Raw genomic sequence first — 22,524 nt, forward strand, 5'->3', positions numbered from 1 at the left:
TACCACTGCCACGAGCAGCATCGTCTACGGTCTGCTCAACTAGGGGCTCCCGAGTAACCGACCTCCATCAGGCCGTGAAGTCCGGTGGCTCCCGCATCACCCGCTGCCCAGCCTTTGTACAGCGCGACTGCGTCTGTCAATGTGCCACTGACGATCACCGGTTACGCCTGGGCCGTGGTCTTCTGCTTGAGGCGTTCGTAGGGGGTCTGGCCGCCGAGGCCGCCGTGGGGGCGATGGTAGTTGTAATAGTCCTCCCACTCGCGCAGTTTGTCGTTGAAGACCTCGGCGTCGTCGATGATGACGCCGTCGAGGAGCTGGTAGAACTCCTCGGCGTCGATGCGGTGGGAGCGTTCGACCTTGCCGTTCAGGCGTGGGGTGCGGGGCTTGATGTAGGTGTGGGCGATGCCTTTGTCGAGGACGTGCCAGTGGAAGGCGGACTGGAATTCGGCGCCGTTGTCGGTCTGGATGACCTCGACCTGGAACGGCAGGCGCTGGATGACGTAGTCGAGGAACTGGATGGCGGTGGCCTGGTTCAGCGTCGGGTAGATCCGCAGGACGCGCAGCCGTGTGCAGTCGTCGATGGCGGTGAACTGGAAGTACTTGTTGCGGCCGCCGCGGCGCCCTTGTGGCATCGAGGCGAGGGGCTCGATGAACTTCACGTCGATCTGGACCCGGTGGCCGGGCAGCTGCTTCTCGTAGCGCTTCCACCGGCGGTCGTGGCGCTTGTAGCGCTGTGAGGCTGGCAGGCGGCCCATGTCCAGGCGGTTGAGGATGCGCCAGACGCCGGACTTGCTGATGGTGACGTCGTGGTACCGCTTGAGGTACATGGCGATCTTCTCGGGGCCGAAGTGGTAGTTCTGCCGCAGGTAGATGATCTTCCCGACCACCTCGACGTGGGTCGCGTTCGGGCAGGTCTTCGGCGCCTTGGAGCGGGTGCGCAGGCCCTCGACGCCTTCGGCCTGGTAGCGGCGGTACCAGGTGTAGTACGCCTGCCGGCTGATCCCGAAGTACCGGCAGGACATCGCGACGTTCCCGGTGACCTCTTCGACGTGGCGTATGACGGCCAGGCGCCGCTTGGCCTCACGGTCAAGCGGCGGGGTGGTGGGGTGGACTTCGGCATGTGGATCTCCGTAGTGATCGGAGACCCAGGTGTCAATGATGATCGGCAGTTTTATACTGCGGGGAGCTTTGCACTTCCGCCGTCATACGTCCACCTTGAACTGCGGCGGATAGTACTTCACGACCACCAGATGTCCGTTCCCAGATCCTCAGGATCCAGCCGCTGGTGTGTCCACGATCAAGGCTCATGGCCAACATCCCGCTGCACCACTTCATGGGATGCGATCGGCTGCGGAAGGTCAGTTGTGCGGCAAACCGACTCCGTCAAGACCGGAGCGTCTCATCTCGGCCGCCCCCGTACGTGGTTCACCGGCGAGCCCCGGCGTCGTGTGGCCGGTGTGGGGAGGACGCCTCAGCGGGCGTTGTCGATGGGCTGTTCGGCCCAGATCGTCTTCCCGTTCTGGCCGTATCGACAGCCCCAGCGCGCGGTGAGCTGAGCGACGAGGAACAAGCCGCGCCCTCCCTCGTCGGTCGTGCGGGCACGCCGCAGGCGGGGCTGGGTGTTGCTGGGGTCGGTCACCTCGCACACCAGGACGTCGTGGCGGATCAGTCGCAGCCCCACCGGTCCGCCCGCGTAGCGGATCGCGTTGGTCACCAGCTCGCTGACGATGAGCTCGGTGGTGAAAACAAGATCCTGCAGCCCCCACGCGGTGAGTTGGCGGGCCGTCAGCTTCCGGGCTTCGGACACTACGGTGGGATCGCCCCGGAACTCCCACACAGCGGTTGCCTCCTTCGGGATCGACCGTGTTCGGGCCAGCAGGAGGGCCATGTCGTCGCGTCGCGGCTGGACCGCGAGGTCGGCGAGCAGGGCGTGGCCGGCGTCCGCCAGGACGGCTTCCGGACCGCATGACGAGACGAGACGGGCGGTGAGCCGGCGCAGCGCCTCATCGAGGTCCCGGCTGTCTCGATCCATCAGGCCGTCCGTGTAGAGGGCGAGGACGCTACCGGGCTCGATGTCGATCGTGGTCGTCTCGTACGGCATGCCGCCGACGGTGAGCGGAGGTCCCGCGGAGACCGCGACGATGTGCGCGGTCCCGTCGGGGTGGATGACCACGGGGGGCGGGTGACCGGCACTGGCCATGGTGCAGCGCCCGGTGACCGGGTCGTAGATCGCGTACAGGCAGGTGGCCCCGACGCCGTCCTGCTCCGCGGGCGGTGCCTCCGCCGTGAGACGCTGGACCAGGTCCGCTGTTCGGGTGAGTACTTCCTCCGGTTCCAGTTCGAGATCGGCCAGAGTCTGGATGGCGGCGCGAAGCCGCCCCATGCCGGCGGTCGCGTGCATGCCGTGGCCGACCACGTCGCCGATGACGAGAGCGACCCTGAAAGAGGGCAGGGTCAGAGCGTCGAACCAGTCGCCTCCTATGTCCGCCCCGTCGCCTGCGGGAAGGTAGGCGCCGGCGGTCTCGGCGGCGGGGGTGTCGGTGGTGGCCGGGGGAAGCATGCGTTCCTGCAGGGCGACCGCCGCACGGTGTTCGCGGGTGTACCGCCGGGCGTTGTCGAGGGCGAGCGCGGCGCGCGAGGCGACCTCGGTCAGGAGGTCCGCGTCCTCCGGGGTGAAGGGATCGGACCGGTCGATGCGCCAGACCGTCACGTCACCCAGCAGGGAACCGCGTGCCCAGAGGGGTGCCAGCATCACCCAGCGGAAGGACTTGGGGAGGAGAAGCTCGACCAGCTGGGGATCTCCGAGCATGGCGATGAGTTCCTCACGTCCGAGGACGACTGTCCTGCCCTGCTGGAGGCCGCGCAGCAGAGGGCTGTCGGGGACCGGCGGAAGCTCGTCACCGAGGTCGATGCCGGTCAGAGGCCCGACCGCGGCCGGTGCCAGCGCGGCGTGGCGCAGGTGAAGATCTCCCCCGCCCAGTCCTCGCGGAGGGTCGGCGCCGTCGAACACGGCCTGCGCCAGTTCGACCCCCGCGAGGTCGCCGAGGGCCGGCACGAGCACGTCCGCCAGATCCTGCGCGGTGCGCCGGACGTCCAGCGAGGCCCCGACGCGTACGGCCGCCTCGTGGGAGAGGCCCAGTCGCCGACGGGCGAGCAGTTCCTCGGTTGTGTCCATGTGCATCACCGCCACGCCGGTGGGGTTGCCCTGGGAGTCCTGCAGCCGGAAGGCATGGAGCGACAGGCGTCGCCGGAGTGCCGGATCGTGCTGTAGCCGCACCCATCGCTCGCCGTCGAACGCTGGTTTGCCGGTGGCCAGAACCTGGCGAAGCGTGTACTCGATGTCCTTGGCGTCATCCCAGGACACCACATCGTCCGCGGGGCTGCCGATCGGGACGCCGGGGCCGCCGAGGACATCGGAGGACGCGTTGGTCTGCACGATCGAGAGGTCGGTGTCGTACAGAGTGATCCCGATGCTGTTCTGGGAAACAAGCGCGTCGAGGAGTGCAACACCCCGGTCACGGTCGGTCACGTCCCGTGAGGGGGTTGCCAGGACCAGCAAGTCGGGTGAGCCTGTCAAACGTGTCGTGCGGAAGGCGACCTCGACGACGGCGCCGGATGATTGCCGGATGCGCGCCCAGCCGCGAGGCGGAATCGCGGACCCTCCGCGCAGGCGTCGCGCCGGGGTGCCGTGGGCGCGGACCAGAAGGTCCCACACCGGGTGGCCGCAGGCCTCGTCGGTGGTGAGCCCCGTGAGAGCCGCCGCGGAGTCGGTCCAGCGCAGAATCGTCCCCTTGTCATCGAGTACGGCTGCGGCCAGGCCGTCGAAGGCGGACGGCCGGTTGTTGGATGAGAGAAGGGGCATGGCCGATGTCCGCTCTGAACCGGTTGGAGTGCTTTATTTCAGTATGGTGTTTTCGATAAGGGACCCGAACAGCTCGTTCTCGCCGAGCACGGACCTCCCGGCGACGGCGTTCACGTCTTCAGGTGCTCGACGACGGCGTCCGCTACAGACCGCATGCCCTCCGCGGTCGGGTGGAACGGCGCCACTTTCCCGAGATGACGGAGACGGTCCGGCAGTCCGCTCACCCATGGATCCGCGGACCCCAGTGCATGCCCACGGCTGAGTTCCCCCATCCGCACGAGCTCCGCACCCGACCGGGATGCGGCGGCCCCGAAGATCTGGGAGACCGTCTCTCCCAGCCGCCTCAGTGCGTCGATGCCGGCCTCGTCGAAAGGCGCCGCACGGCTGGGACGGGTGCCGGGCCCGATGACCTTCAGGTAGTCGACGAGGAGGATCCGGGCGCCGGGTGTCCGGCCACGCGCCGCCTCGACCACCTGGCAGAGGCGGGCGGTGGCCCGCTCGATTGTCTCGGCCGTCGGGTTCGGCACGTCGGGTCCGGGCAGCAGCACCGCCCGCAGCGGCCGGGTCCAGGGGGAGGACGACAGCCGGCCCGCGATGCCGAGCATGAACATGCTGCCGATGTAGTCGAGGTCGTTGCCACCCACCGTGATCGTCACCAGATCCGCATCTGAGGGCACCCCTTCGAGCTGCGGCGGGAATTCCCTCCGCATACGGCGCTGCGGAGCGTCCAGGACGTTTTCGGTCGTCGCTCCCGACACCGTCAGGTCGGTCAGCTCGGCGCCGAGCCGCCGGGCGACCAGGTGAGGATAGTTGCGTGCCGAGCGCCCTGCCGCTCGGTTCGCGATCGGTTCGATCCCGGGGCCTGCGGCGAACGAGCTCCCGAGAGCCGCGAGATGGCGGAAGTGCGAGCTCATTGTTCCTCGTCTGTGATGCGCGTGCTCATGGTGTGCGGCTCGCTCGACCTCGTCGGCGGACCGCCCGGAACGGCCTCGTGGCGGGCGTTCTTCGCTCGCGTCGCATGCCCAGGTACGGAAAGGTACCGCCATGCTCGGCGCTGCGTGCGTGCGACCGCGTTGGCTGACCGGTGGTCGCGGATGTGGCATGACCACCCCCGGCAGGGTGGAGGGGGCGCCGCGGAGGGCGTAGGTGCTTGAGGCATCGCCGAGTCGACGTCGGCGCGGCTGTTCTCCCCGTACGGACAGACGCGCGTGTCAGCCGTCCTCGCCGACCGGCTCGCTGCCCGGGCTCTTGCCCACGTCGGGGGCGCACATCCGGTTGAACGCCTCGACCAACACGGTCATGTCCACGCCCGGGTCCAGGAGCCACTGCAGTTGGATGCCGTCGGACACCGCGAGCAGCAGTCGTGCCATGAGCTCGGAGTCGACGTCCCCGCGGATCCGTCCTTGCTGCTGCCCGTGATCCAGGCCGTTCTGGATCTGCGCGCTCAGCTCCGTGTACCGCCGCTTGAAGAACGCGTGGGCGGGATGCTCCGGGTCCGACGCGGCGGCCGACAGGGTCACGAACAGGTCGACCAGACCTGGTTGCCGGGCGTTGTGACCGACGGTCCGGGCCACCGCCTCGCCCGGCGACATCACATCGACGACCGCTTCGGTGTCCAGGGCGTCCCGCTCGGCCAGCACAGCCAGCAGCAGGTCCTCCCGGGAGTCGAAGTAGTGCAGCACACCTGCCTGGGACATGCCCACACGGTCGGCGATCTCCTTGAGTGACGAGCCGCGGTCGCCCTGCTCGCTGTAGACCTCCAGAGCCGCCCGCAGAATCTGCTTGCGACGCTCCAGTCCCTTGCGATAGGGGCCCCTGGGTTTGCGTGGTGTGCTCACGGTCAGACCGTACTTCACTCATGGGTGCGGGGGTTCGCCGGGGAGCCGATCGTGATCACGACGCGCGAGGTACGGCGGCGGTCAGTCGCAGGTCGGCCGCCGAACGCCCGACGCGCAGCCGGTGCGGCCCGGAACGCGGAACCCGGCCGGCCGCGCTCCAGACGGTGAGGGCCTTGGCCGGCACGGTGATCGTGGCGATCACGGCCTCGCTCGGCGCCGCCTCGACCGCGGCGAAACCGATGAGACGCTGCGGCTCGTCGTCGGCCGGGGCAAGGTATGCCTGGACGACCTCGCGGCCCGCACGTGTCCCGGTGTTGCGGAGCGTGACGCGGATCGAGAGGCCGCGTTCCATGTCTCCGGTCACGACGAAGTCCTGGTAGTCCCAGGTCGTGTACGACAGACCATGGCCGAAGGGGAAGAGGGGCGTGGTGCCGCGCGCGGCGTAGGCGCGGTAGCCGATCAGGTCGGCTTCCGAGTAGTCCAGCGTTCCGTCCACCGGCCGCGTCGACAGGACCGGTACGTCGGCTTCGGCGGCGGGGAAGGTGGTGGGCAGACGGCCGCCGGGCTCGGAGCCGGTGAGGACGTCGGCGATGGCGTCCCCTCCCTCCTGGCCGGGGAACCAGGACCAGAGCAGGGCGGCGGGCCGGTCGGCCCAGGGGAGCAGGTAGGGCGCGCCGGCGTTCACGACGACAGCGGTGCGCGGGTTGGCGGCGCAGACTCGTTCCACGAGGTCGTTCTGTCGGCCGCGCAGGGCGAGGGTCGCGCGGTCGACGCTCTCGGTCTCGGTGTCGGCGTCGCTGCCGACCATCAGAATGACGGCATCGGCCGAGGCGGCCGCGGTGACGGCCGCGTCCAGTTCCTCCTCGTCGGTACCGCGAGGGGTGTCGTACCCGAGGCCCAGCAGGGTGATCGGGTACGGCAGGTGACGCTGCGGCCGGAAGCGCACCAGGATCTCGGTCTCGCCCCTGCTCGCGGGGAAGGCGAAGGTGTGAGCCGGCGGGCGGAGCGCCAGGGAGACGATGTCGTCGTCGTCCTGGAGCTGTTCGTGGGTCTGCGGTGCGTGCCCCGGGACGTGCAGCGTGATGTGGCCGGGGCCGATGACCGACAGCCGGTGGACGCCGGACTCCCGGAGCGTGAGCCGGGTCCGTACGAACAGTTCCGTCACCTCGTCGGCGAGCAGGAGCGGGAACCAGTTGGCTGCCGGGGCCTTGTGCTCCTCGGACAGGACGGTCCCGTCGGCCGACCGGTACTCCAGCCGTACACCGGGCTCACCGTTGACCGGGTCGGTGGCGGTGCCACCCCCCAGCGGCAGGAGCCTCGCATGCGGGAACGCGCCCTGGTGGACGGTGATCTCGACGCCGTCTCCCAGCGCACGGCGCAGCCCTTCGAGCGGGGTGACGACGTGTTCGGGGGTCACGTGGGCGCTGCCGCCGCCCTGCGCGGCGAAACGGACGGCGTTGGGACCGATCAGGGCGACCTTGCGCAGGGCGTCCGGGCGCAGGGGCAGCAGTCCGTCGTTGCGCAGCAGCACGGAACCGCGGACCGCGAGATCCCGTATGCGGGAGCGGACGTCCTCGGGCACGGGCGCGGACTCCGGCGCGTCCACGCCGTCCAGCGCGCCGACCCGGGCGGCCAGCCGCAGGATGCGCCGGACCTTGTCGTCGATCACGGCTTCGGGAACCCGCCCGTCTTCCACGGCGGCCAGCAGCGCGGTGCCCCACGGCCCGTCGGGCCCCGGCATGACCAGGTCGAGACCGGCCAGGGCCGAGGCCTCGGTGGAGCCGGTGGCCTGCCAGTCGGAGACGACGACGCCGTCGAAGCCCCACTCCTCCTTCAGCAGGCCGTTCAGCAGTTCCTCGTTCTCGGTCATCGTCGTGCCGTTGACCGCGTTGTAGGCGGCCATCACCACCCACGCGCCGGCCTCCTTCACGGCGGCCTCGAAGGGAGCCAGATACGTCTCGCGCAGGGTCTTCTCGTCGATCCGGGCGTCATACGTCGTCCGTTCGGTCTCGGAGTCGTTGCCCACGAAGTGCTTGACGGTGGCGGCCACGCCGGTCGCCTGCAGGCCCCTGACGAAGCCCACCGCGGTGCGGGCGGTGAGGAGCGGGTCCTCCGAGTAGCACTCGAAGTGCCGTCCGCCCAGGGGCGAGCGGTGCAGGTTGACCGTGGGGGTGAGCAGGACGTGGATGCCCATCTGCCGGGCCTTGAGCCCCATCAGCCGACCAGCCTCGTACGCGGTCTCCTCGTCCCAGGCGGCGGAGAGGGAGGTGGGGCTGGGGAAGAGGAGAGAGGGGGTCACGGCGTCACCGAAGGCGGTACCGCGGGGGCCCGCGGGTCCGTCGGACAGGGCGAGGGAAGCGAGGCCGGCGGCGACGACCGGTGTCAGGGTCCAGGCGTCGCCGCCGGTGAGCAGGGTCACCTTCTCTTTGAGGGACATGGCGTCGAGGCGCCGGGTGAGGTCCGCTTCGTCCACCGTCTGTCGACGGGTCATGGGCCGTTCCTGCCTTTCGGGCGGGCGGGTGGGGGATCCGGGGCCGCCGCGACGGGGCAGTGGTCGGGCGGCGGCCCCGGAGAGGGGGACGTGTTCAGGCGGCGGCCACGGCCTCGCCCGCCTCGACCTCCTCGGCACGCCTGAGCTTCGGGACCAGGGCGACGGAGAGCAGTCCGACCACGGCCAGGACGGCACCGAACAGCATCGCGTTCTTGTAGCCGGCGTCCTGGTAGAAGCGGGTGCCCTGGAGCACCGTGCTGTCCTTGGCGAGGATCACGTAGACGATCTGGGTGACGATGGTCGTCAATACGCCCTGGGCCATGCTCTGCAGTCCGTTGGCGGTGGCCTGCTCCTCGGGGCTGACCGCCTCGATGATCAGGACCGGGATGGAGGACACCATCAGGCCCATGGCGATCGCGGAGAAGACCCCGAGCAGCATGAGCTGGACGCTGGTGTAGTGCCAGTTCCGCTGGAGCAGGAACCCGACGGCGGCGAACGCGGCACCGAGCGCCAGCGGCAGGCGGGCGTCGATCTTGCGCAGTGCGACACCGGTGCCGAAGCCGACGACCAGGATGAGGATGCTGGCGGGGATGCCGATCACCGCGTAGTGCGTGGCGGTCATGCCGAGCCCGTCGGAGACCTGGGGGATCTTCGGGTAGAGCACGAGAAGCTGGCCGATGATGCCGGTGCCGAAGATGGTCGCGCCGATCAGCGCGGTGGCCAGGAAGACGGACCAGACGCCACGACGGGACGCCATCGTCAGGTCGAAGAGCGGGTGGGCGACCTTGAGGTCGGAGACGACGTAGAGCAGGATCGCCGCGACGCCCCCGAACATGTAGGACAGGGTGCTGGAATCGGTCCAGCCCCACTCGCCCCCCCTGCCGATGCCGTACGTGAGTGCCGCCGCGCCGCCGCCGAGGAGGACGCCGCCCAGCCAGTTCACCTTGGTCCGTTCCGCGCGGTGCGGGGTCTCCGGGACCATCGTGAGCAGGAGCACCAGACCGATGGCCGTGGCGATGGCCAGCGACCACATGACACCCCGCCACCCGAAGGTGTCGATGACCCAGCCGGTGAGGAAGGGGCCGCCGATCGCGACGAAGGCGATGCCGCTGCCGATCATGCCGCTGGCCGCGCCCACGTGCTTGGGCGGGAACAGCTCACGGACGGACGCGTAGGCCAGGGCCGCGATGGGGGCGTAGAAGCCGGCGATGCCACGGCCGACGAGCAGCGTGGTGTAGTTGGTGGCCAGAGCCGCGATGATGTCGCCGACGAGACCGACGACGGTGATGACGATCATGACGTTGCGCTTGCCGTAGAAGTCGGAGAGCTTCACGACGAACGGCGCGATCACGGTGCCGACCAGCGCGTTGACCAGGATGAACCAGGCGATTTCGGTCGTGCGGAAGTGGATCGCCACCGAGGCCTGGGCGTTGCCGCCGAGCAGGCCGGCCAGCGACAGCAGCTGGGTGGGCCACATCAGCGCGAGGGCGACGAGAGCGAGACGGGCGCCCATGCCGGCTCGGGGGGTCTTGGCCGCTGGTGCCGGTGTGGTCGCGGGTGATGGCGAGGGCGTGGTGGAGGAAGGCACGGCGATGTGGCCTCTCTTCGGAGGGAGGGTGGTGAGCGGCGGTGGGGCCTGGGGGACCTCGTCGTGACGGTGGGGGAGGTTCGTACGGGACGAACGACGCGTCCGAGGGGTGGGCAGCGGCGCAAACGTGCCCGCTGGTTGGAACCTTTCAATTCCGTGGCGGTCATGCTGGGAGTGGCATCTCGGCTTGTCAACCTGTCTCGTCTCGGCTGTTCTGCTGTGAGGCGAGGGCGGGGCGGACAAGAGGGCGGGTGCGGCTCCCGTAGGCCTCTGAGCCGGTGGGATTTAGCGTGAACGAGAAGTTCACATGGCGGAAACCTAGCTACGTTCGGGATTCATGGCTAGGGTTTCGTCCATAACTTTTTGAGTCGCTGTCTGGATCTTTATGGCCACCCCTGTCGGGCGGCCTGTCCTCGCCCGCGAGTCTTGAATCGATTCAATGCGGCGGCTTACGTTGTATACAGGCACGCGGTCGTGCCAGGCACGAGAGTGAGGACCACTGTGAGTCAGGTAGCCCTTGACCGGACGGGTGTCGTGAGCGACGTCCGGTTCGAGCACGTGCGTGATGCGCTCGGTCTCGGAACCGGACGCCCCCGGCTGTCGTGGACCACGCTCACCGAGGTCCCGGACTGGACCCAGACGGCGTACGAGATCGAGCTGAGCGTGCCCGACGGCGACGATCCCGCCGTCACGGCGCGGGTCGAGTCGGCCGACTCCGTGCTCGTGCCCTGGCCGTTCGACCCGCTCCCGGCGCGCGGCAGGGCCGCCGTCCGGGTCCGCGTCACCGGCTCCGACGGCGAGGTCTCCCAGTGGAGCGGTTCGGCGCCGGTCGAGGCCGGGCTGCTCGCTCCGGGCGACTGGTCGGCCGTCTTCGTCACACCGGACTGGGACGAGGACCCGCAGGCGGACCAGCCTTCACCGTACCTGCGCCGCGAGTTCGAGCTGCGCGGCCCCGTGCGCAGGGCACGCCTGTACGCCACCGCGCTCGGCGTGTACGAGGCGGAGATCAACGGCACCACGGTGGGCGAGGAGGTTCTCGCCCCGGGCTGGACGGCGTACGACAAGCGCCTGCGCTACCAGACCCACGACGTCACCGACCTGCTCCGGCCGGGTCGCAACGCGATCGGCGCGGTCCTGGGCGACGGGTGGTTCCGGGGCCGCATCGGCTTCGACGGCAAGACCCGGGCGGTCTACGGCGACCGCCTCGCCCTGCTGGCCCAGCTGGAGGTGGAGTACGCCGACGGTACGACCGAGCGGGTCACGACCGACGGGTCCTGGCGCGCGGCGACCGGTCCGCTCCTCTCCTCCAGCATCTACGACGGCGAGGTGTACGACGCCCGGCTGGAGCGCTCCGGCTGGTCGCGGCCCGGCCATGACGAGTCCGGCTGGGGCGGGGTGCGCGTCCTGGAACGCGACCTCGGCACCCTCGTGGCGCCCGACGGCCCTCCGGTGCGCCGGATCGAGGAGATCGCCCCGGTCTCCGTGACGTCCACCCCCGCCGGCAGGACGCTCCTCGACTTCGGCCAGAACCTCGTGGGCCGGTTGCGGCTGACCGTGACCGGAGAGGGCGGCACCCGTGTCACCCTGCGGCACGCGGAGATTCTGGAGGACGGGGAACTGTGCACCAGACCGCTGCGCACGGCAGCCGCGACCGACAGCTACGTCCTGCGCGGGGAGGGCGAGGAGGTCTTCGAACCCCGTTTCACCTTCCACGGCTTCCGGTACGCCGAGATCACGGGACAGCCGGACGGCTTCGATCCCTCGGCGGTACGCGCCGTGGTGGTGCACTCGGATCTGGAGCGCACGGGATCGTTCGAGTGCTCCGACGAGCTCGTCGACCGCCTGCACGAGAACGTGGTGTGGGGCATGCGGGGCAACTTCCTGGACGTTCCGACCGACTGTCCGCAGCGTGACGAGCGGCTGGGCTGGACCGGCGACATCCAGGTCTTCTCGCCGACCGCCTCGTACCTGTACGACAGCGCCGGCTTCCTCGGCTCGTGGCTCGCCGATCTCGCCGTCGAGCAGGGCGCGGACGGCGTGGTGCCGTTCGTGGTGCCCCGAGTGGGGGTGGCCGGTGCCGACACCCCCACCGCGGCCTGGGGCGACGCGGCCGTGTTCGTGCCCTGGGTGCTCCACGAGCGCTATGGCGACACCGGTGTGCTGGCCGCCCAGTACGGCTCGATGCGGGCCTGGGTGGAGCACGTGGCCTCGCTCGCCGGTGACAGCCGGCTGTGGGACAGCGGCTTCCAGTTCGGTGACTGGCTCGACCCGACGGCCCCCGCCGGGCGGCCCGACGGCGCCGCGACCCCGGGCGAGCTGGTCGCCACGGCGTACTTCGCCCGCTCCGCCGAACTCCTCGCCCGCACCGCCGGGATCCTGGGCCACACCGCGGACGCCGAACGCTACCGCGCCCTGGCCGGCGAGGTGAGGACGGCGTTCCAGCGGGAGTACGTCACCGGCGCGGGCCGGATGATGTCCGACGCGCCGACCGCATACGCCCTGGCGATCTGCTTCGAGCTGCTGGACTCCGAGGCCCAGCGCGCCCGCGTCGGCGAGCGGCTCGCGAAGCTGGTCCGCGGCCACGGCCACAAGATCGCCACGGGCTTCGTCGGCACCCCGCTGATCTGCGACGCCCTGACCCGCACCGGCCACACGGACACCGCGTACCGCCTGCTCCTGCAGAAGGAGTGCCCGTCCTGGCTGTATCCCGTCACCATGGGCGCGACCACGATCTGGGAGCGCTGGGACAGCCTGCTGCCCGACGGTACGGTCAACCCCAGCGGGATGACCTCCTTCAACCACTACGCCCTCGGCGCCGTCGCCGACTGGCTGCATCGCACCGTCGCCGGCCTGGCCCCCGCCGCCCCCGGCTACCGGCGCCTGCGCATCCAGCCCCGCCCGGGCGGCGACCTCACCCACGCGGGCGCGAAGCTGCGCACCCCGTACGGTGAGGCCGCGGTCTCCTGGACCCTGACCGGGACGGAACTGACCGTCGAAGCGCTCGTGCCGCCCAACACCACCGCCGAGGTCCTCCTGCCGGACGGCGACGAGATCGTCGGGGTCGGATCGGGCCGCTACAGCTGGACGGTGACGCTCGATTCCGAGGCGGCCGAACTGCCCCCGCTGTCGGTGGACATGGACATCGACGCCCTGATGGACCGCGAGGAGGCCGCCCGTGTCTTCAAGGACCTGCTGATCTCCTACATCCCGGAGGCGGCCGAGTTCATCGAGGGCGGATCGGGGCCCGCCCCCGCCGGCACCACGGTCCGGACGATCGCGGGAATGATCCCGAACAGCGAGAAGTTCCTCAGCGACCTGGAGGCGAAGTTCGCCGAACTGGAGGGACACGCCTGACGGCGCCGCGTTCCTGGCCGGAGGCCAACCTCCTGAGCAGGAGCGCGGACACCGGCGTGGGCAGAGCTCGCAGCGTGCGTACCAACGCCGCTGTGGGCCACGGGAAGCAGGCCTGCACCGGTTCCCTCTCCAGGGCCCGTACGACGTGTCGTGCCGCTCGCTCCTGGCTGATCTGGAACGGCTTGGGCAAGCCGTCCCCACTGATCCGGTCGGTGGCGACGAAGCCGGGGTGGATCGAGGTGAACCGGATGCCCCGGGGCTCCAGTTCGACCCGCGCCGCGTCGAGGAGCGTGCGCGCGGCTGCCTTCGCCGCCGAGTACGGACCCTGACGGGGAAGGCCCATCAGACCCGCCAGCGAGTTGGTGTGCGCGATCAGGCCTCCGGCCGGCTGGCCTCCCATCTGCCCGACCAGCGGGACGAGGTAGTTGACCACCACGTCGTAGTTGAGTGCCATGATCCGCGAGACGTCGGCAACGGACACCTGGTCCATCGGCATGTCCGGGCCCTGGCCGGCGTTGAGCAGCGCGACGTCGACGGCGCCGAACTCCGCGACCGCTGCCTTCACCACTTCGGCGGCCGCCCGAGGGTCCAGGGCGTCGGCGGGGAGGTCCAGACAGGCGCTGCCCGCCGCACGCACCTCATCCGCCACCGCGGCGAGTTCGGTGGCGCGCCGTGCCGTGAGGACGAACCGGTTCCCGCCGGGGGCGAGCAGGCGCGCCACTTCCGCGCCGATTCCCGACGAGGCCCCGACGATCAGGACCGTCCTGTCCGTGATCCTGGCCATGGTGTTCCTTTGTTCGCAGGGATGGCGTTCACGGGAAGTGTCGGTCATCGACGAGGGGCAGCACGACATCCAGCCGGGTGCCGCGGCCGGGGCCGCTGTCGAGGTGGATCCGGCCGCCGTGCAGTTCCGACACGGCGGCGACGATGGCCAGACCGAGCCCGCTGCCCCCGCGGGTGCGGCTGCGCCCCTTGTCGGCACGGTAGAAGCGGTCGAAGACGTGGGCGACGGCGTCCTCGGGGATGCCCGGTCCCTCGTCCTCCACCCGGAGCAGTACCTCGTCTCCCGTCGTACGCACCTCGACGCGACAGGGCGTGTCGGCGGGCGTGTGCATACGGACGTTGCCGAGGAGGTTGGCCAGCAGGCTCCGCAGTTGTGCCTCGTCGCCGAGGACGACCACTTCGGCCTCGATGGCCAACCGGAACGGACGTTCTGGTTCCACCGCGGCGGCGTCACGGCAGGAGTCGTGGGCGATCCGGCTGAGGTTGACCGGCTCCAGGTCCGCCGCGTCCTCCACGTCGAACCGGGCCAGCGTCAGCAGGGACTCGACCAGCCGTGTCATCCGGTGGATCTCGGACAGCATGCGTTCCACGGCCTCGTCGACCGCGGCCGTGTCCGGCAGCGCGCCCCGCTGGTAGAGCTCGGCGTAGCCGCGCAGGGACTGCAGCGGGGTGCGCAGCTCGTGCGAGGCGTCGGCCACGAACTGGCGCATCCGCTCTTCCGACCGCTCGCGTGCGCTGAGGGCGGCCTGGATCTGTTCGAGCATGCCGTTCAGCGCCTCGGTGAGCCGGCCGACCTCGGTGGTCGGGTCCGTGGCGGCCACGGTGAGCCGGTGGCCGAAACCGCCGGCCGCGATCGCGTCGGCGGTGTCCGCGGCCCGCTCCAGGGGGCGCAGTTCGCGGCGCACCACCGCGGTGCTGACCACTGCCACGCCGGTCAGCCCGGCCAGTTCGACGGTCACGATGACGGCCGCGTCCCCGCTGACGACCCAGGCGAACGCGGTTGCGGCCATGGCACACGCGCACAGGGCGGTGACGAGCGTGCCGAGCCGGGTCCGCAGCGGCCACCGCCGGATACGGTTCAGCACCCCGGCTCCCGGACGCTGTAGCCGACGCCGCGCTGCGTGTGGATCAGCGGGGGGCCCAGCGGGTCGAGCTTGCGGCGCAGATAACTGACGTAGGTGGCGACCACGGTGTCATCTCCGTTGAAGTCGTACGACCAGACGTGCTCGAGGAGCTGGGCACGAGGGACCACCCGTCCGCTGTGCAGCATCAGGTAGCGCAGCAGCCGGAACTCCGTGGGGGACAGGTCGATGGCGGCCCCGGCGCGCCGCACGGTGTACGTGGCCTGGTCCAGTTCCAGGTCCGCCACCCGCAGGACCGGGTCCTCTCGGCCGGTACGCCGGGTACGGCGCAGCACGGCACCGATCCGGGCGGCCACCTCGTCCAGGCCGAAGGGCTTCGTGATGTAGTCGTCACCGCCTGCCGTGAGGCCCCTGACCAGGTCCTGCCGGGTGTCCCGGGCGGTGAGGAAGACGACGGCGTGCGGCAGACCGTCCGCGCGCAGGCGCCGCATCACCTCGAAACCGTCGCCGTCCGGCAGCATCACGTCGAGCAGGATCAGTTCGGGCAGGAAGTCCCGCGCGGCCGTCAGGGCCTCCTTCGCCGTGGCGGCGGTGCGGACGTCGTACCCGATGAACCGCAGGAACCGCCCGACGGAGTCCAGGATCGCCGGCTCGTCGTCGACCAGCAGAAGCCGTCCGAGTCGCGGCGGCGACGCGGCGTCGTCAGTGGACGTCCGGTCACTCATGTCGCTTGTCTCCCGTCGCGCGCACCGCACCCCGTGGTGTTGTTCGATCATGTCGGATCGCCGTGCCTCCGTTCATGGGAGTTGTGTGTGAAGACCGGCTCTCGGAGGCCGTATCGGCGGGGAAGCGGGCGCCGCGTTCCTAGCGTGGATCACACAGATCCCTTCTCCGTTCCTGGCATCCGGGAGTTCTCGCGTGTCCACGCTTCTGTACCGCCTGGGCCGTTTCGCCTACCGGCGTAAATGGTCCGTCATCGGCGCATGGTCCGTCCTCCTTCTCATGGCGGTCGTGGCCGCGCTCGGTCTGATGAGGCCGTTCGCCTCCGCCACCACCATTCCGGGCACCGAGGCCCAGCGCACACTCGACGTGGTGCGGTCCAAGTTCCCCACGGACGACCGGCACACGACCGGGAAGATCGTGTTCCGGACGCCGCACGGCGCGGCCGTCATCACTGGGGACAGCGCGAAGACCGTGCGCCGGACCGTCGACCGGATCGCCGACGTCCCGGGCGTGACAGCGGCCACCGCCCCGGACGTGAAGGCGGGAACGGTGTCGGCCGACGGCAGGACGGGCATCGCCCAGCTGACCTTCTCCGCCAAGAAGGGCGACACCCTGCCCGAGGCCACCAAGGCGGGCGTCGAGATGGCCGCATCGGGTGCCCGCCGGGCCGGGCTGACCGTGGAACTCGGCGGTGACGCGTTCTCCCAGGCCAAGGTCGAGGTGATGGGGCCCGGGGAAGCGGTGGGCGTGCTGATCGCCCTCGGTGTGCTGGTCTTGTTCTTCCGCTCCCTGCGCGCCGCGGTCGTCCCGGTGGCCACCGCGCTCGTCGGTGTGGCCGTCGGCGTCCTGGGCCTGATGTCCCTGACGAGCGTCGTCACGATGGACAGCACGTCGATCATCCTCGCCGTGATGCTCGGGCTCGCCGTGGGCATCGACTACGCCCTCTTCATCGTCTCCCGCCACCAGACGCAGGTCCGGGGCGGCATGGATCCCGAGGAGTCCGCGGGGCTCGCGACCGCCACGGCGGGCGGCGCGGTCGTGTTCGCGGGCGCCACGGTCGTGATCGCGCTGGCCGCGCTTTCCGTGGTCCACATCCCGTTCCTCACGGTGATGGGCCTCGGCGCCGCGGCAACCGTGGTGGTCTCCGTACTGATCGCCGTCACCCTGCTCCCCGCCGTGCTCGGCCTGATCGGCCGGAGGATCGCCACCAGTTCGGTGCCGGTGCTGAGGCGCTCCACCGAACGCGCCGCCCTTCGGAAGGACCGCCCCGCCACGGGTGTGCGCTGGGCCGGCCTGGTGGCGCGGCGCCGCTGGACCGTCCTCGTCGTGTCCCTGCTCGGCCTGGGAATCCTCGCCGTTCCGGCGGCCGACCTGCGGCTCGGGCTCGGCGGCACACAGGACGCCGACACCTCCTCGGCCCGCGCCCAGAAGCTCGTCGACGACGGCTTCGGTCCCGGTTACAGCGGCACCCTGGTCGTCCTCGTCCAAGGCGGGAAGAAGGCGGTGGCGTCCGCGGCAGAGGAAGTCACCTTGACCGTGAAGGGGCTGCCGGGTGTGGCCGCCGTGTCCCCCGTGGTGCCCGCGAAGTCGGGAGACGCGGCCCTGATCAGCGTCACCCCGTCCAGCGGCCCCGAGACGGAGGCCACCCAGCGGGTCCTGGCCGAGATCCGGCATGCTCGCGACGCCGTCGAGGACCGCACCGACACGGCAATCGACGTCACCGGCACCACCGCGGTCAACATCGACGTGGCGGACAAACTCTCCGCCGCCCTGCCCGTGTACTGCCTGCTGGTGATGGGCCTGGCCCTCGTCCTGCTGATCGTGGTCTTCCGCGCGATTGCGGTACCGCTGAAGGCGGCCCTGGGCTTCCTGCTGTCGCTGGGTGCCTCCCTGGGCGCGCTGGTCGCAGTCTTCCAGTGGGGCTGGCTCTCCGGTCTCCTCGGGATCAAGGAGACCGGACCGGTCCTGAGCTTCCTGCCGATGCTCCTCGTCGGGATCCTCTTCGGCCTGGCGATGGACTACGAGGTGTTCCTCGTCTCGCGGATGCGTGAGGAGTACGCCCACGGGCGACCGGCGACCGACGCCATGATCCGGGGCTTCGGGCACGGCTCCAAGGTCGTCACCGCCGCCGCCCTGATCATGATCGCCGTCTTCGGCTCCTTCGTCCTCGCCGACATGCAGGTCATCAAGGGGATGGGATTCGCCCTCGGTGTCGGGGTGCTGCTCGACGCGTTCGTCGTCCGGATGACGCTCGTACCGGCGGTGATGGCCGTTCTCGGCGACCGGGCGTGGTGGCTGCCGAGGTTCCTGAACCGCGTCCTGCCCGACGTGGACATCGAGGGGGAGCGACTGACCCGCGGGATGACCGGTGGGGGCTCGACTCCGGCCACGCTGCCGCGACAGGCAGGTGCGGAGCGCATCACGGTCCGCACCGGCGGAGGCGACGCGTAGCCGCCGCCCCGCTCAGCCGGTCACGATGATCACTTGCAGGGTTCGTGGGCCGTGTACGCCTTCGACCCGGTGGAGTTCGATGTCGCTGGTCGCGGAAGGTCCGGAGATCCATGTCAGCGGGCGGGTGGGGTCGAGACGGGGCAGTGCCTGGGGCACGGACGCCACGACCTGGTCGGCCGCGCGGACGACGCACACATGGAGGTCGGGGACGAGGGTCAGGGCACGGCGGCCCTGACCGGGACCGCCGTCCAGGACGATGGTCCCGGTCTCGGCGATGGCCAGTGCACAACTGGTGACCACGGCGTCGATGCCGTCGAGTTCGTACGGGGACAACGCACCGTCGTCGGGACACTGTTCGGCGTCGGTGTCCGTCAGCCACGCGGCGGGCAGCCCCGGTGGGACGGCGACGCTGCCGACCCCGTCCTTGGCGAGCAGGCGACCGATCAGGGCCGGGAGTTGGTCCTCCGCGCTGCGGTGGACCACGGCCCGGTAGTCGGCGAGGTTCTCGTGCAGGAGGTCGAGGATCGCGGCGGGCGCGTCCGGAGTATGGCTGACGAGGTAGTCGCGGGATACCTCGGGGACATCGGGCGCGTCGGCGAGCGCGCGTCGTACCCGAGCCAGGACTCGGTCACGGGAGGTGGTCATGAGCGGTTCTTCCTCCACCAGTCGCGGAACGGTTCGGCAGGCATCTTCGGCAGATCGCGGCTCTCGGTCCACTGACGGGCGCCCGGGCCCGGAAGCCGGTTGGGGTGCACTCCGCGGGTCCTGGACGCGAGCCGCTCACCGGCCGCGAGCACGGCCGGACGGTCGAGGATCCAACCTGCGGCCTTGATCGCGGCCTTCTCCAGCCGGTGTCCGCCCCCGCCCTGATCCGCGACGCGCTCGCGCAGGTGCACCAGCACCTCGGGGATGTCGATGGCGACCGGGCAGACCTCGTAGCAGGCGCCGCACAGCGAGGAGGCGTACGGCAGCGAGGCGTCGATCTCGCTCTGTGTGCCCCGCAGTTGGGGACTGAGGATGGCGCCGATCGGGCCGGGGTAGACGGAGCCGTAGGCGTGCCCGCCGGCCCGCTCGTAGACCGGGCAGACGTTCAGACAGGCCGAGCAGCGGATGCAGCGCAGGGCCTGGCGGCCGACCTCGTCGGCGAGGGTGTCGGTGCGGCCGTTGTCCAGCAGCACCAGATGGAAGTGGTGCGGACCGTCCTCGTCCGTCGTGCCGGTCCAGGTCGAGGTGTACGGGTTCATGCGCTCGGCGGTCGAGGAGCGGGGCAGGGTCTGGAGGAAGACCTCCAGGTCCCGCCAGGTCGGCACGATCTTCTCGATGCCCACGACGGAGATCAGGGTCTCGGGCAGGGTCAGGCACATCCGCCCGTTGCCCTCGGACTCGACGACCACCAGGGTGCCCGTCTCGGCGACCATGAAGTTGGCGCCGGAGATGCCCACCTTGGCCCGCAGGAACTTCTCCCGCAGATGCAGCCGGGCCGCCTCCGCCAGCTCGGCGGGCGTGTCGGTGAGCCCCTCGGGCGCCGCGCGCCCCCACTCGCCCATCTCCCTCGCGAAGATGTCCCGGATCTCGCCCCGGTTGCGGTGGATGGCTGGGACGAGGATGTGCGAGGGCCGGTCCTTGCCCAACTGCACGATCAGCTCGGCGAGATCGGTCTCGTAGGCACGGATGCCCTCGGCCTCGAGGGCTTCGTTGAGCCCGATCTCCTGGGTGGCCATGGACTTGACCTTGACGACCTCGGACTCACCGGTCGCCTTCACCAGATCGGCCACGATCCGGTTGGCCTCCTCGGCGTCGGCCGCCCAGTGCACGGTCCCGCCCGCCGCCGTGACCGACTCCTCCAACTGCACGAGATACCGGTCGAGATGACGGAGCGTGTGGTCCTTGATCCGCTTGCCGGCCTCCCGCAGCTCGGCCCAGTCGGACATCTCGCCGACGGCCTTCGCCCGCTTCCCGCGGATGGTGTGGGTGGCGTGGCGCAGGTTTCCCCGCAGGGTCTGGTTGTTGACCGCCTCGTGGGCCGCCTTGGGGAAGGCCGGCATCCCGACGAACGTCCCGCCGCTCATGCCAGGGGCTCCTTTTCCGTGCTCGCCAGGATCTCCGCGATGTGCACCGGCCGCATCCCGGTGCTCAGCCGGGTCATGGTGCCGCCGATGTGCATGAGACACGAGTTGTCGGCGGCGCACAGCACCTCCGCGCCCGTCGACTCGGCGCTGCGCACCTTGTCGGCGCCCATCGCCGCCGATACATCGGAGTTCTTGAGCGCGAACGTACCGCCGAAGCCACAGCACTCGTCGGACCCGGGCAGCTCGCGCAGCTCCAGCCCCTTGACGGCCTGGAGCAGCCTGCGCGGCCGGTTGCCCAACCCCAGGATGCGCAGGCCGTGGCAGGACGGGTGGTAGGTGACCGTGTGCGGGAAGTAGGCTCCGACATCGGTCACGCCCAGCACGTCCACCAGGAACTCGGTCAGTTCGTATGTCCGCGGCACGAGTGACGCGGCACCGTCGGCGAGTTCTCCACCGCGTCCTTCCCCGGCCGCCCTGGCGCCGATGCGCGGGTAGTTGTCCCGCACCATCGCGGCGCAGGACCCCGACGGGGTGACCACGTGGTCGTAACCCTCGAAGGCGCGGACCATGCGGCGGACCAGCGGCTCGGTCTCCCGGCGGTAGCCGGTGTTGAACTGCGGCTGACCGCAGCAGGTCTGTGTGGAGGGGAAATCCACCTCCACGCCGAGTCGTTCGAGCAGCTTGACGGTGGCGATGGCGGTGGACGGGTAGACGGCGTCGTTGACACAGGTGGCGAAGAGCGCGACGCGCATCACGAGTCCTTTCCGGTGGGCGTGAGCCTGGCCTCGGCGGCGTCCCAGACGGCCGTGTCGCCCCGAGGGGCGTACCGCCGCAGGTGCTGGGTGTCGGCGACGAGCCGGCGCATCGCGGGCAGGTCACCGACCAGGCCGGCGGCCCTGGCCTGCACGAGGATGTTACCCAGCGCGGTGGCCTCGGTCGGGCCGGCGATCACGGGAAGGCCGGTGGCGTCGGCGGTGAGCTGACAGAGCAGGTCGTTGCGGGAGGCACCGCCCACGAGGTGGACATGGGTGATGTCACGGTCGGCGAGCTCGGCGGCCTGACGGAGTGTGCGGCGGTGGGCCAGGGCCAGGCTCTCCAGGATGCAGCGGACCACAGCTCCCTGATCGCCGGGGATGGGTTGGCCCGTGCGGCGGCAGTAGTCCCGGATGCGTTTCGGCATGTCGCCCGGAGGGAGGAACTCGGGGCTGTCCGGGTCGATGACCGCCGCGAACGGCTCGGCACGGCCCGCGTCGGCGAGCAGGCTCGGGATGTACGAGGGCAGGCCCTGCCCGGTCCATGTGCGGCGGCACTCCTCCAGCAGCCACATGCCCATGATGTTCCGCAGGTAGCGGACGGTGCCGTCGACTCCACGCTCATTGGTGAAGTTCGCGGCCCGGGAGGCCGAGGTCAGGACCGGGCTGTCGAGTTCGAGCCCGGCCAGCGACCAGGTGCCGCACGAGATGTAGGCGAAGGCGGGCTCCGTGGCCGGCACGGCGACGACCGCGGACGCGGTGTCGTGCGAGGCGACGGTGGTGACGGGCGTGCTCGCGTCGAGCCCGGTGTAGGCGGCGACGTGCGGCAGGAGGACCCCGGCCGGGTCGCCCGGCGCCCGCAGCGGCGGCAGCAGACTGGGGTCGATGGAGAGACGTTCGAGCAGGTCCTTGGACCAGGTACCGGCTCTGGCGTCGAAGAGCCCGGTCGTGGAGGCGTTGGTCTCCTCCGCCCCGATCGATCCCGTCAGCCAGTGGATCAACAGATCCGGAATGAGCAACAGGGAGCGTGCCGAGGCGAGTCGCGCACCTCCTCCTTCGGCGGCGAGCTGGAAGACGGTGTTGAACGGCAGATGCTGCAGGCCGGTGATCTCGTACAGCTCCGCGGGCCCGACCCTGGACCAGACGCGTTCGGCGACCCCGTCGGTGCGGCTGTCGCGGTAGTGGAAGGGGTGGCCGACCGGCGAACCGAAGGCGTCGAGGAGTCCGTAGTCCACGGCCCAGCTGTCCACCCCGACGGAGCTGACGCCGCCGGCGCGGGCGGCCTCGCGTAGTCCGTCGAGCATGCCCTGGAACAGGGCGAGGACGTCCCAGCGCAGTCCGTCGGGCAGCTGGACGGGGGTGTTGGCGAACCGGTGGGACTCGGTCAGGTCGAGGTTGTCCGGTCCGACCCGGCCGAGGATGACCCGACCGCTGGTCGCCCCGAGGTCGACGGCAGCGAACGCGGAGGGGAAGGCGGAGGACGGCGGGATGGTGCTCACGTGGGGTACCTCTGCGGTGTGCACGGTCGGTT

General features: G+C 70.4%; 15 protein-coding genes. 2 read left to right on the forward strand and 13 right to left on the reverse strand.

Annotation, left to right across the window (positions count from 1 at the left end; translation table 11 throughout):
- Window positions 1-161: 161 nt before the first annotated feature.
- From ACLZN2_RS19965 to ACLZN2_RS19990, 6 genes are all read right to left on the reverse strand, one after another.
- Window positions 162-1,067 carry an IS481 family transposase gene (locus tag ACLZN2_RS19965; RefSeq protein ID WP_416979920.1) on the reverse strand — a complete coding sequence of 302 codons (906 nt, stop codon included), beginning with the start codon at window positions 1,065-1,067 and terminating at the stop codon, window positions 162-164.
- A 404-nt stretch (window positions 1,068-1,471) separates the two neighbouring features.
- Window positions 1,472-3,862: a SpoIIE family protein phosphatase gene (locus tag ACLZN2_RS19970; protein ID WP_416979861.1), complete on the reverse strand. Its 2,391-nt coding sequence runs from the start codon at window positions 3,860-3,862 to the stop codon at window positions 1,472-1,474.
- Window positions 3,863-3,972: 110 nt separating this feature from the next.
- Window positions 3,973-4,776: an SGNH/GDSL hydrolase family protein gene (locus ACLZN2_RS19975; protein WP_416979863.1), complete on the reverse strand. Its 804-nt coding sequence runs from the start codon at window positions 4,774-4,776 to the stop codon at window positions 3,973-3,975.
- A 297-nt stretch (window positions 4,777-5,073) separates the two neighbouring features.
- A complete protein-coding gene (locus ACLZN2_RS19980) occupies window positions 5,074-5,700 on the reverse strand; it encodes a TetR/AcrR family transcriptional regulator (protein ID WP_416979865.1) in 627 nt (208 codons plus the stop codon).
- 55 nt (window positions 5,701-5,755) lie between these two features.
- On the reverse strand, window positions 5,756-8,191 hold the full coding sequence (locus tag ACLZN2_RS19985) for a beta-glucosidase family protein (RefSeq protein WP_416979867.1): 2,436 nt from the start codon (window positions 8,189-8,191) through the stop codon (window positions 5,756-5,758).
- Between the two features lie 94 nt (window positions 8,192-8,285).
- Window positions 8,286-9,704 (reverse strand): MFS transporter, encoded by a 1,419-nt coding sequence (locus ACLZN2_RS19990; protein WP_416979870.1) that lies wholly within the window; start codon window positions 9,702-9,704, stop codon window positions 8,286-8,288.
- 609 nt (window positions 9,705-10,313) lie between these two features.
- On the opposite strand from ACLZN2_RS19990, the gene ACLZN2_RS19995 reads away from it, so the two are divergent.
- Window positions 10,314-13,133 carry a glycoside hydrolase family 78 protein gene (locus ACLZN2_RS19995; protein WP_416979872.1) on the forward strand — a complete coding sequence of 940 codons (2,820 nt, stop codon included), beginning with the start codon at window positions 10,314-10,316 and terminating at the stop codon, window positions 13,131-13,133.
- On the opposite strand, the gene ACLZN2_RS20000 is transcribed toward ACLZN2_RS19995, so the two are convergent.
- Genes ACLZN2_RS20000 through ACLZN2_RS20010 form a run of 3 tightly spaced genes read right to left on the reverse strand, consistent with a single transcriptional unit; the run spans window position 13,087 to window position 15,723 of the window.
- Complete coding sequence (locus ACLZN2_RS20000; RefSeq protein ID WP_416979874.1) at window positions 13,087-13,917, reverse strand: SDR family NAD(P)-dependent oxidoreductase; 831 nt, start codon at window positions 13,915-13,917, stop codon at window positions 13,087-13,089. The genes ACLZN2_RS19995 and ACLZN2_RS20000 overlap by 47 nt on opposite strands.
- Window positions 13,918-13,945: 28 nt before the next feature.
- Window positions 13,946-15,001, reverse strand: a complete 1,056-nt coding sequence (locus ACLZN2_RS20005; RefSeq protein ID WP_416979876.1) for a sensor histidine kinase — start codon at window positions 14,999-15,001, stop codon at window positions 13,946-13,948.
- Complete coding sequence (locus ACLZN2_RS20010; protein WP_416979878.1) at window positions 14,995-15,723, reverse strand: response regulator transcription factor; 729 nt, start codon at window positions 15,721-15,723, stop codon at window positions 14,995-14,997. Before ACLZN2_RS20010 ends, ACLZN2_RS20005 begins: the two co-directional genes overlap by 7 nt.
- A 193-nt stretch (window positions 15,724-15,916) precedes the next feature.
- Here ACLZN2_RS20010 and ACLZN2_RS20015 point away from each other — a divergent pair, with 193 nt between their 5' ends.
- Window positions 15,917-18,172 (forward strand): MMPL family transporter, encoded by a 2,256-nt coding sequence (locus ACLZN2_RS20015; protein ID WP_416979880.1) that lies wholly within the window; start codon window positions 15,917-15,919, stop codon window positions 18,170-18,172.
- A 12-nt stretch (window positions 18,173-18,184) separates the two neighbouring features.
- On the opposite strand, the gene ACLZN2_RS20020 is transcribed toward ACLZN2_RS20015, so the two are convergent.
- From ACLZN2_RS20020 to ACLZN2_RS20035, 4 genes are read right to left on the reverse strand one after another with little or no spacing between them, the layout of a single operon-like run.
- On the reverse strand, window positions 18,185-18,817 hold the full coding sequence (locus ACLZN2_RS20020; protein ID WP_416979882.1) for a LutC/YkgG family protein: 633 nt from the start codon (window positions 18,815-18,817) through the stop codon (window positions 18,185-18,187).
- On the reverse strand, window positions 18,814-20,241 hold the full coding sequence (locus tag ACLZN2_RS20025) for a LutB/LldF family L-lactate oxidation iron-sulfur protein (protein WP_416979884.1): 1,428 nt from the start codon (window positions 20,239-20,241) through the stop codon (window positions 18,814-18,816). The genes ACLZN2_RS20020 and ACLZN2_RS20025 overlap by 4 nt, the downstream gene beginning before the upstream one ends.
- On the reverse strand, window positions 20,238-20,993 hold the full coding sequence (locus ACLZN2_RS20030) for a (Fe-S)-binding protein (RefSeq protein ID WP_416979886.1): 756 nt from the start codon (window positions 20,991-20,993) through the stop codon (window positions 20,238-20,240). Before ACLZN2_RS20030 ends, ACLZN2_RS20025 begins: the two co-directional genes overlap by 4 nt.
- Window positions 20,993-22,483 (reverse strand): rhamnulokinase, encoded by a 1,491-nt coding sequence (locus ACLZN2_RS20035; protein WP_416979922.1) that lies wholly within the window; start codon window positions 22,481-22,483, stop codon window positions 20,993-20,995. The genes ACLZN2_RS20030 and ACLZN2_RS20035 overlap by 1 nt, the downstream gene beginning before the upstream one ends.
- Window positions 22,484-22,524 lie beyond the last annotated feature (41 nt).

Origin of the sequence: Streptomyces sp. T028 (genome assembly GCF_048159505.1) — a bacterium.
In the GTDB taxonomy this organism is placed as follows: Bacteria; Actinomycetota; Actinomycetes; order Streptomycetales; family Streptomycetaceae; genus Streptomyces.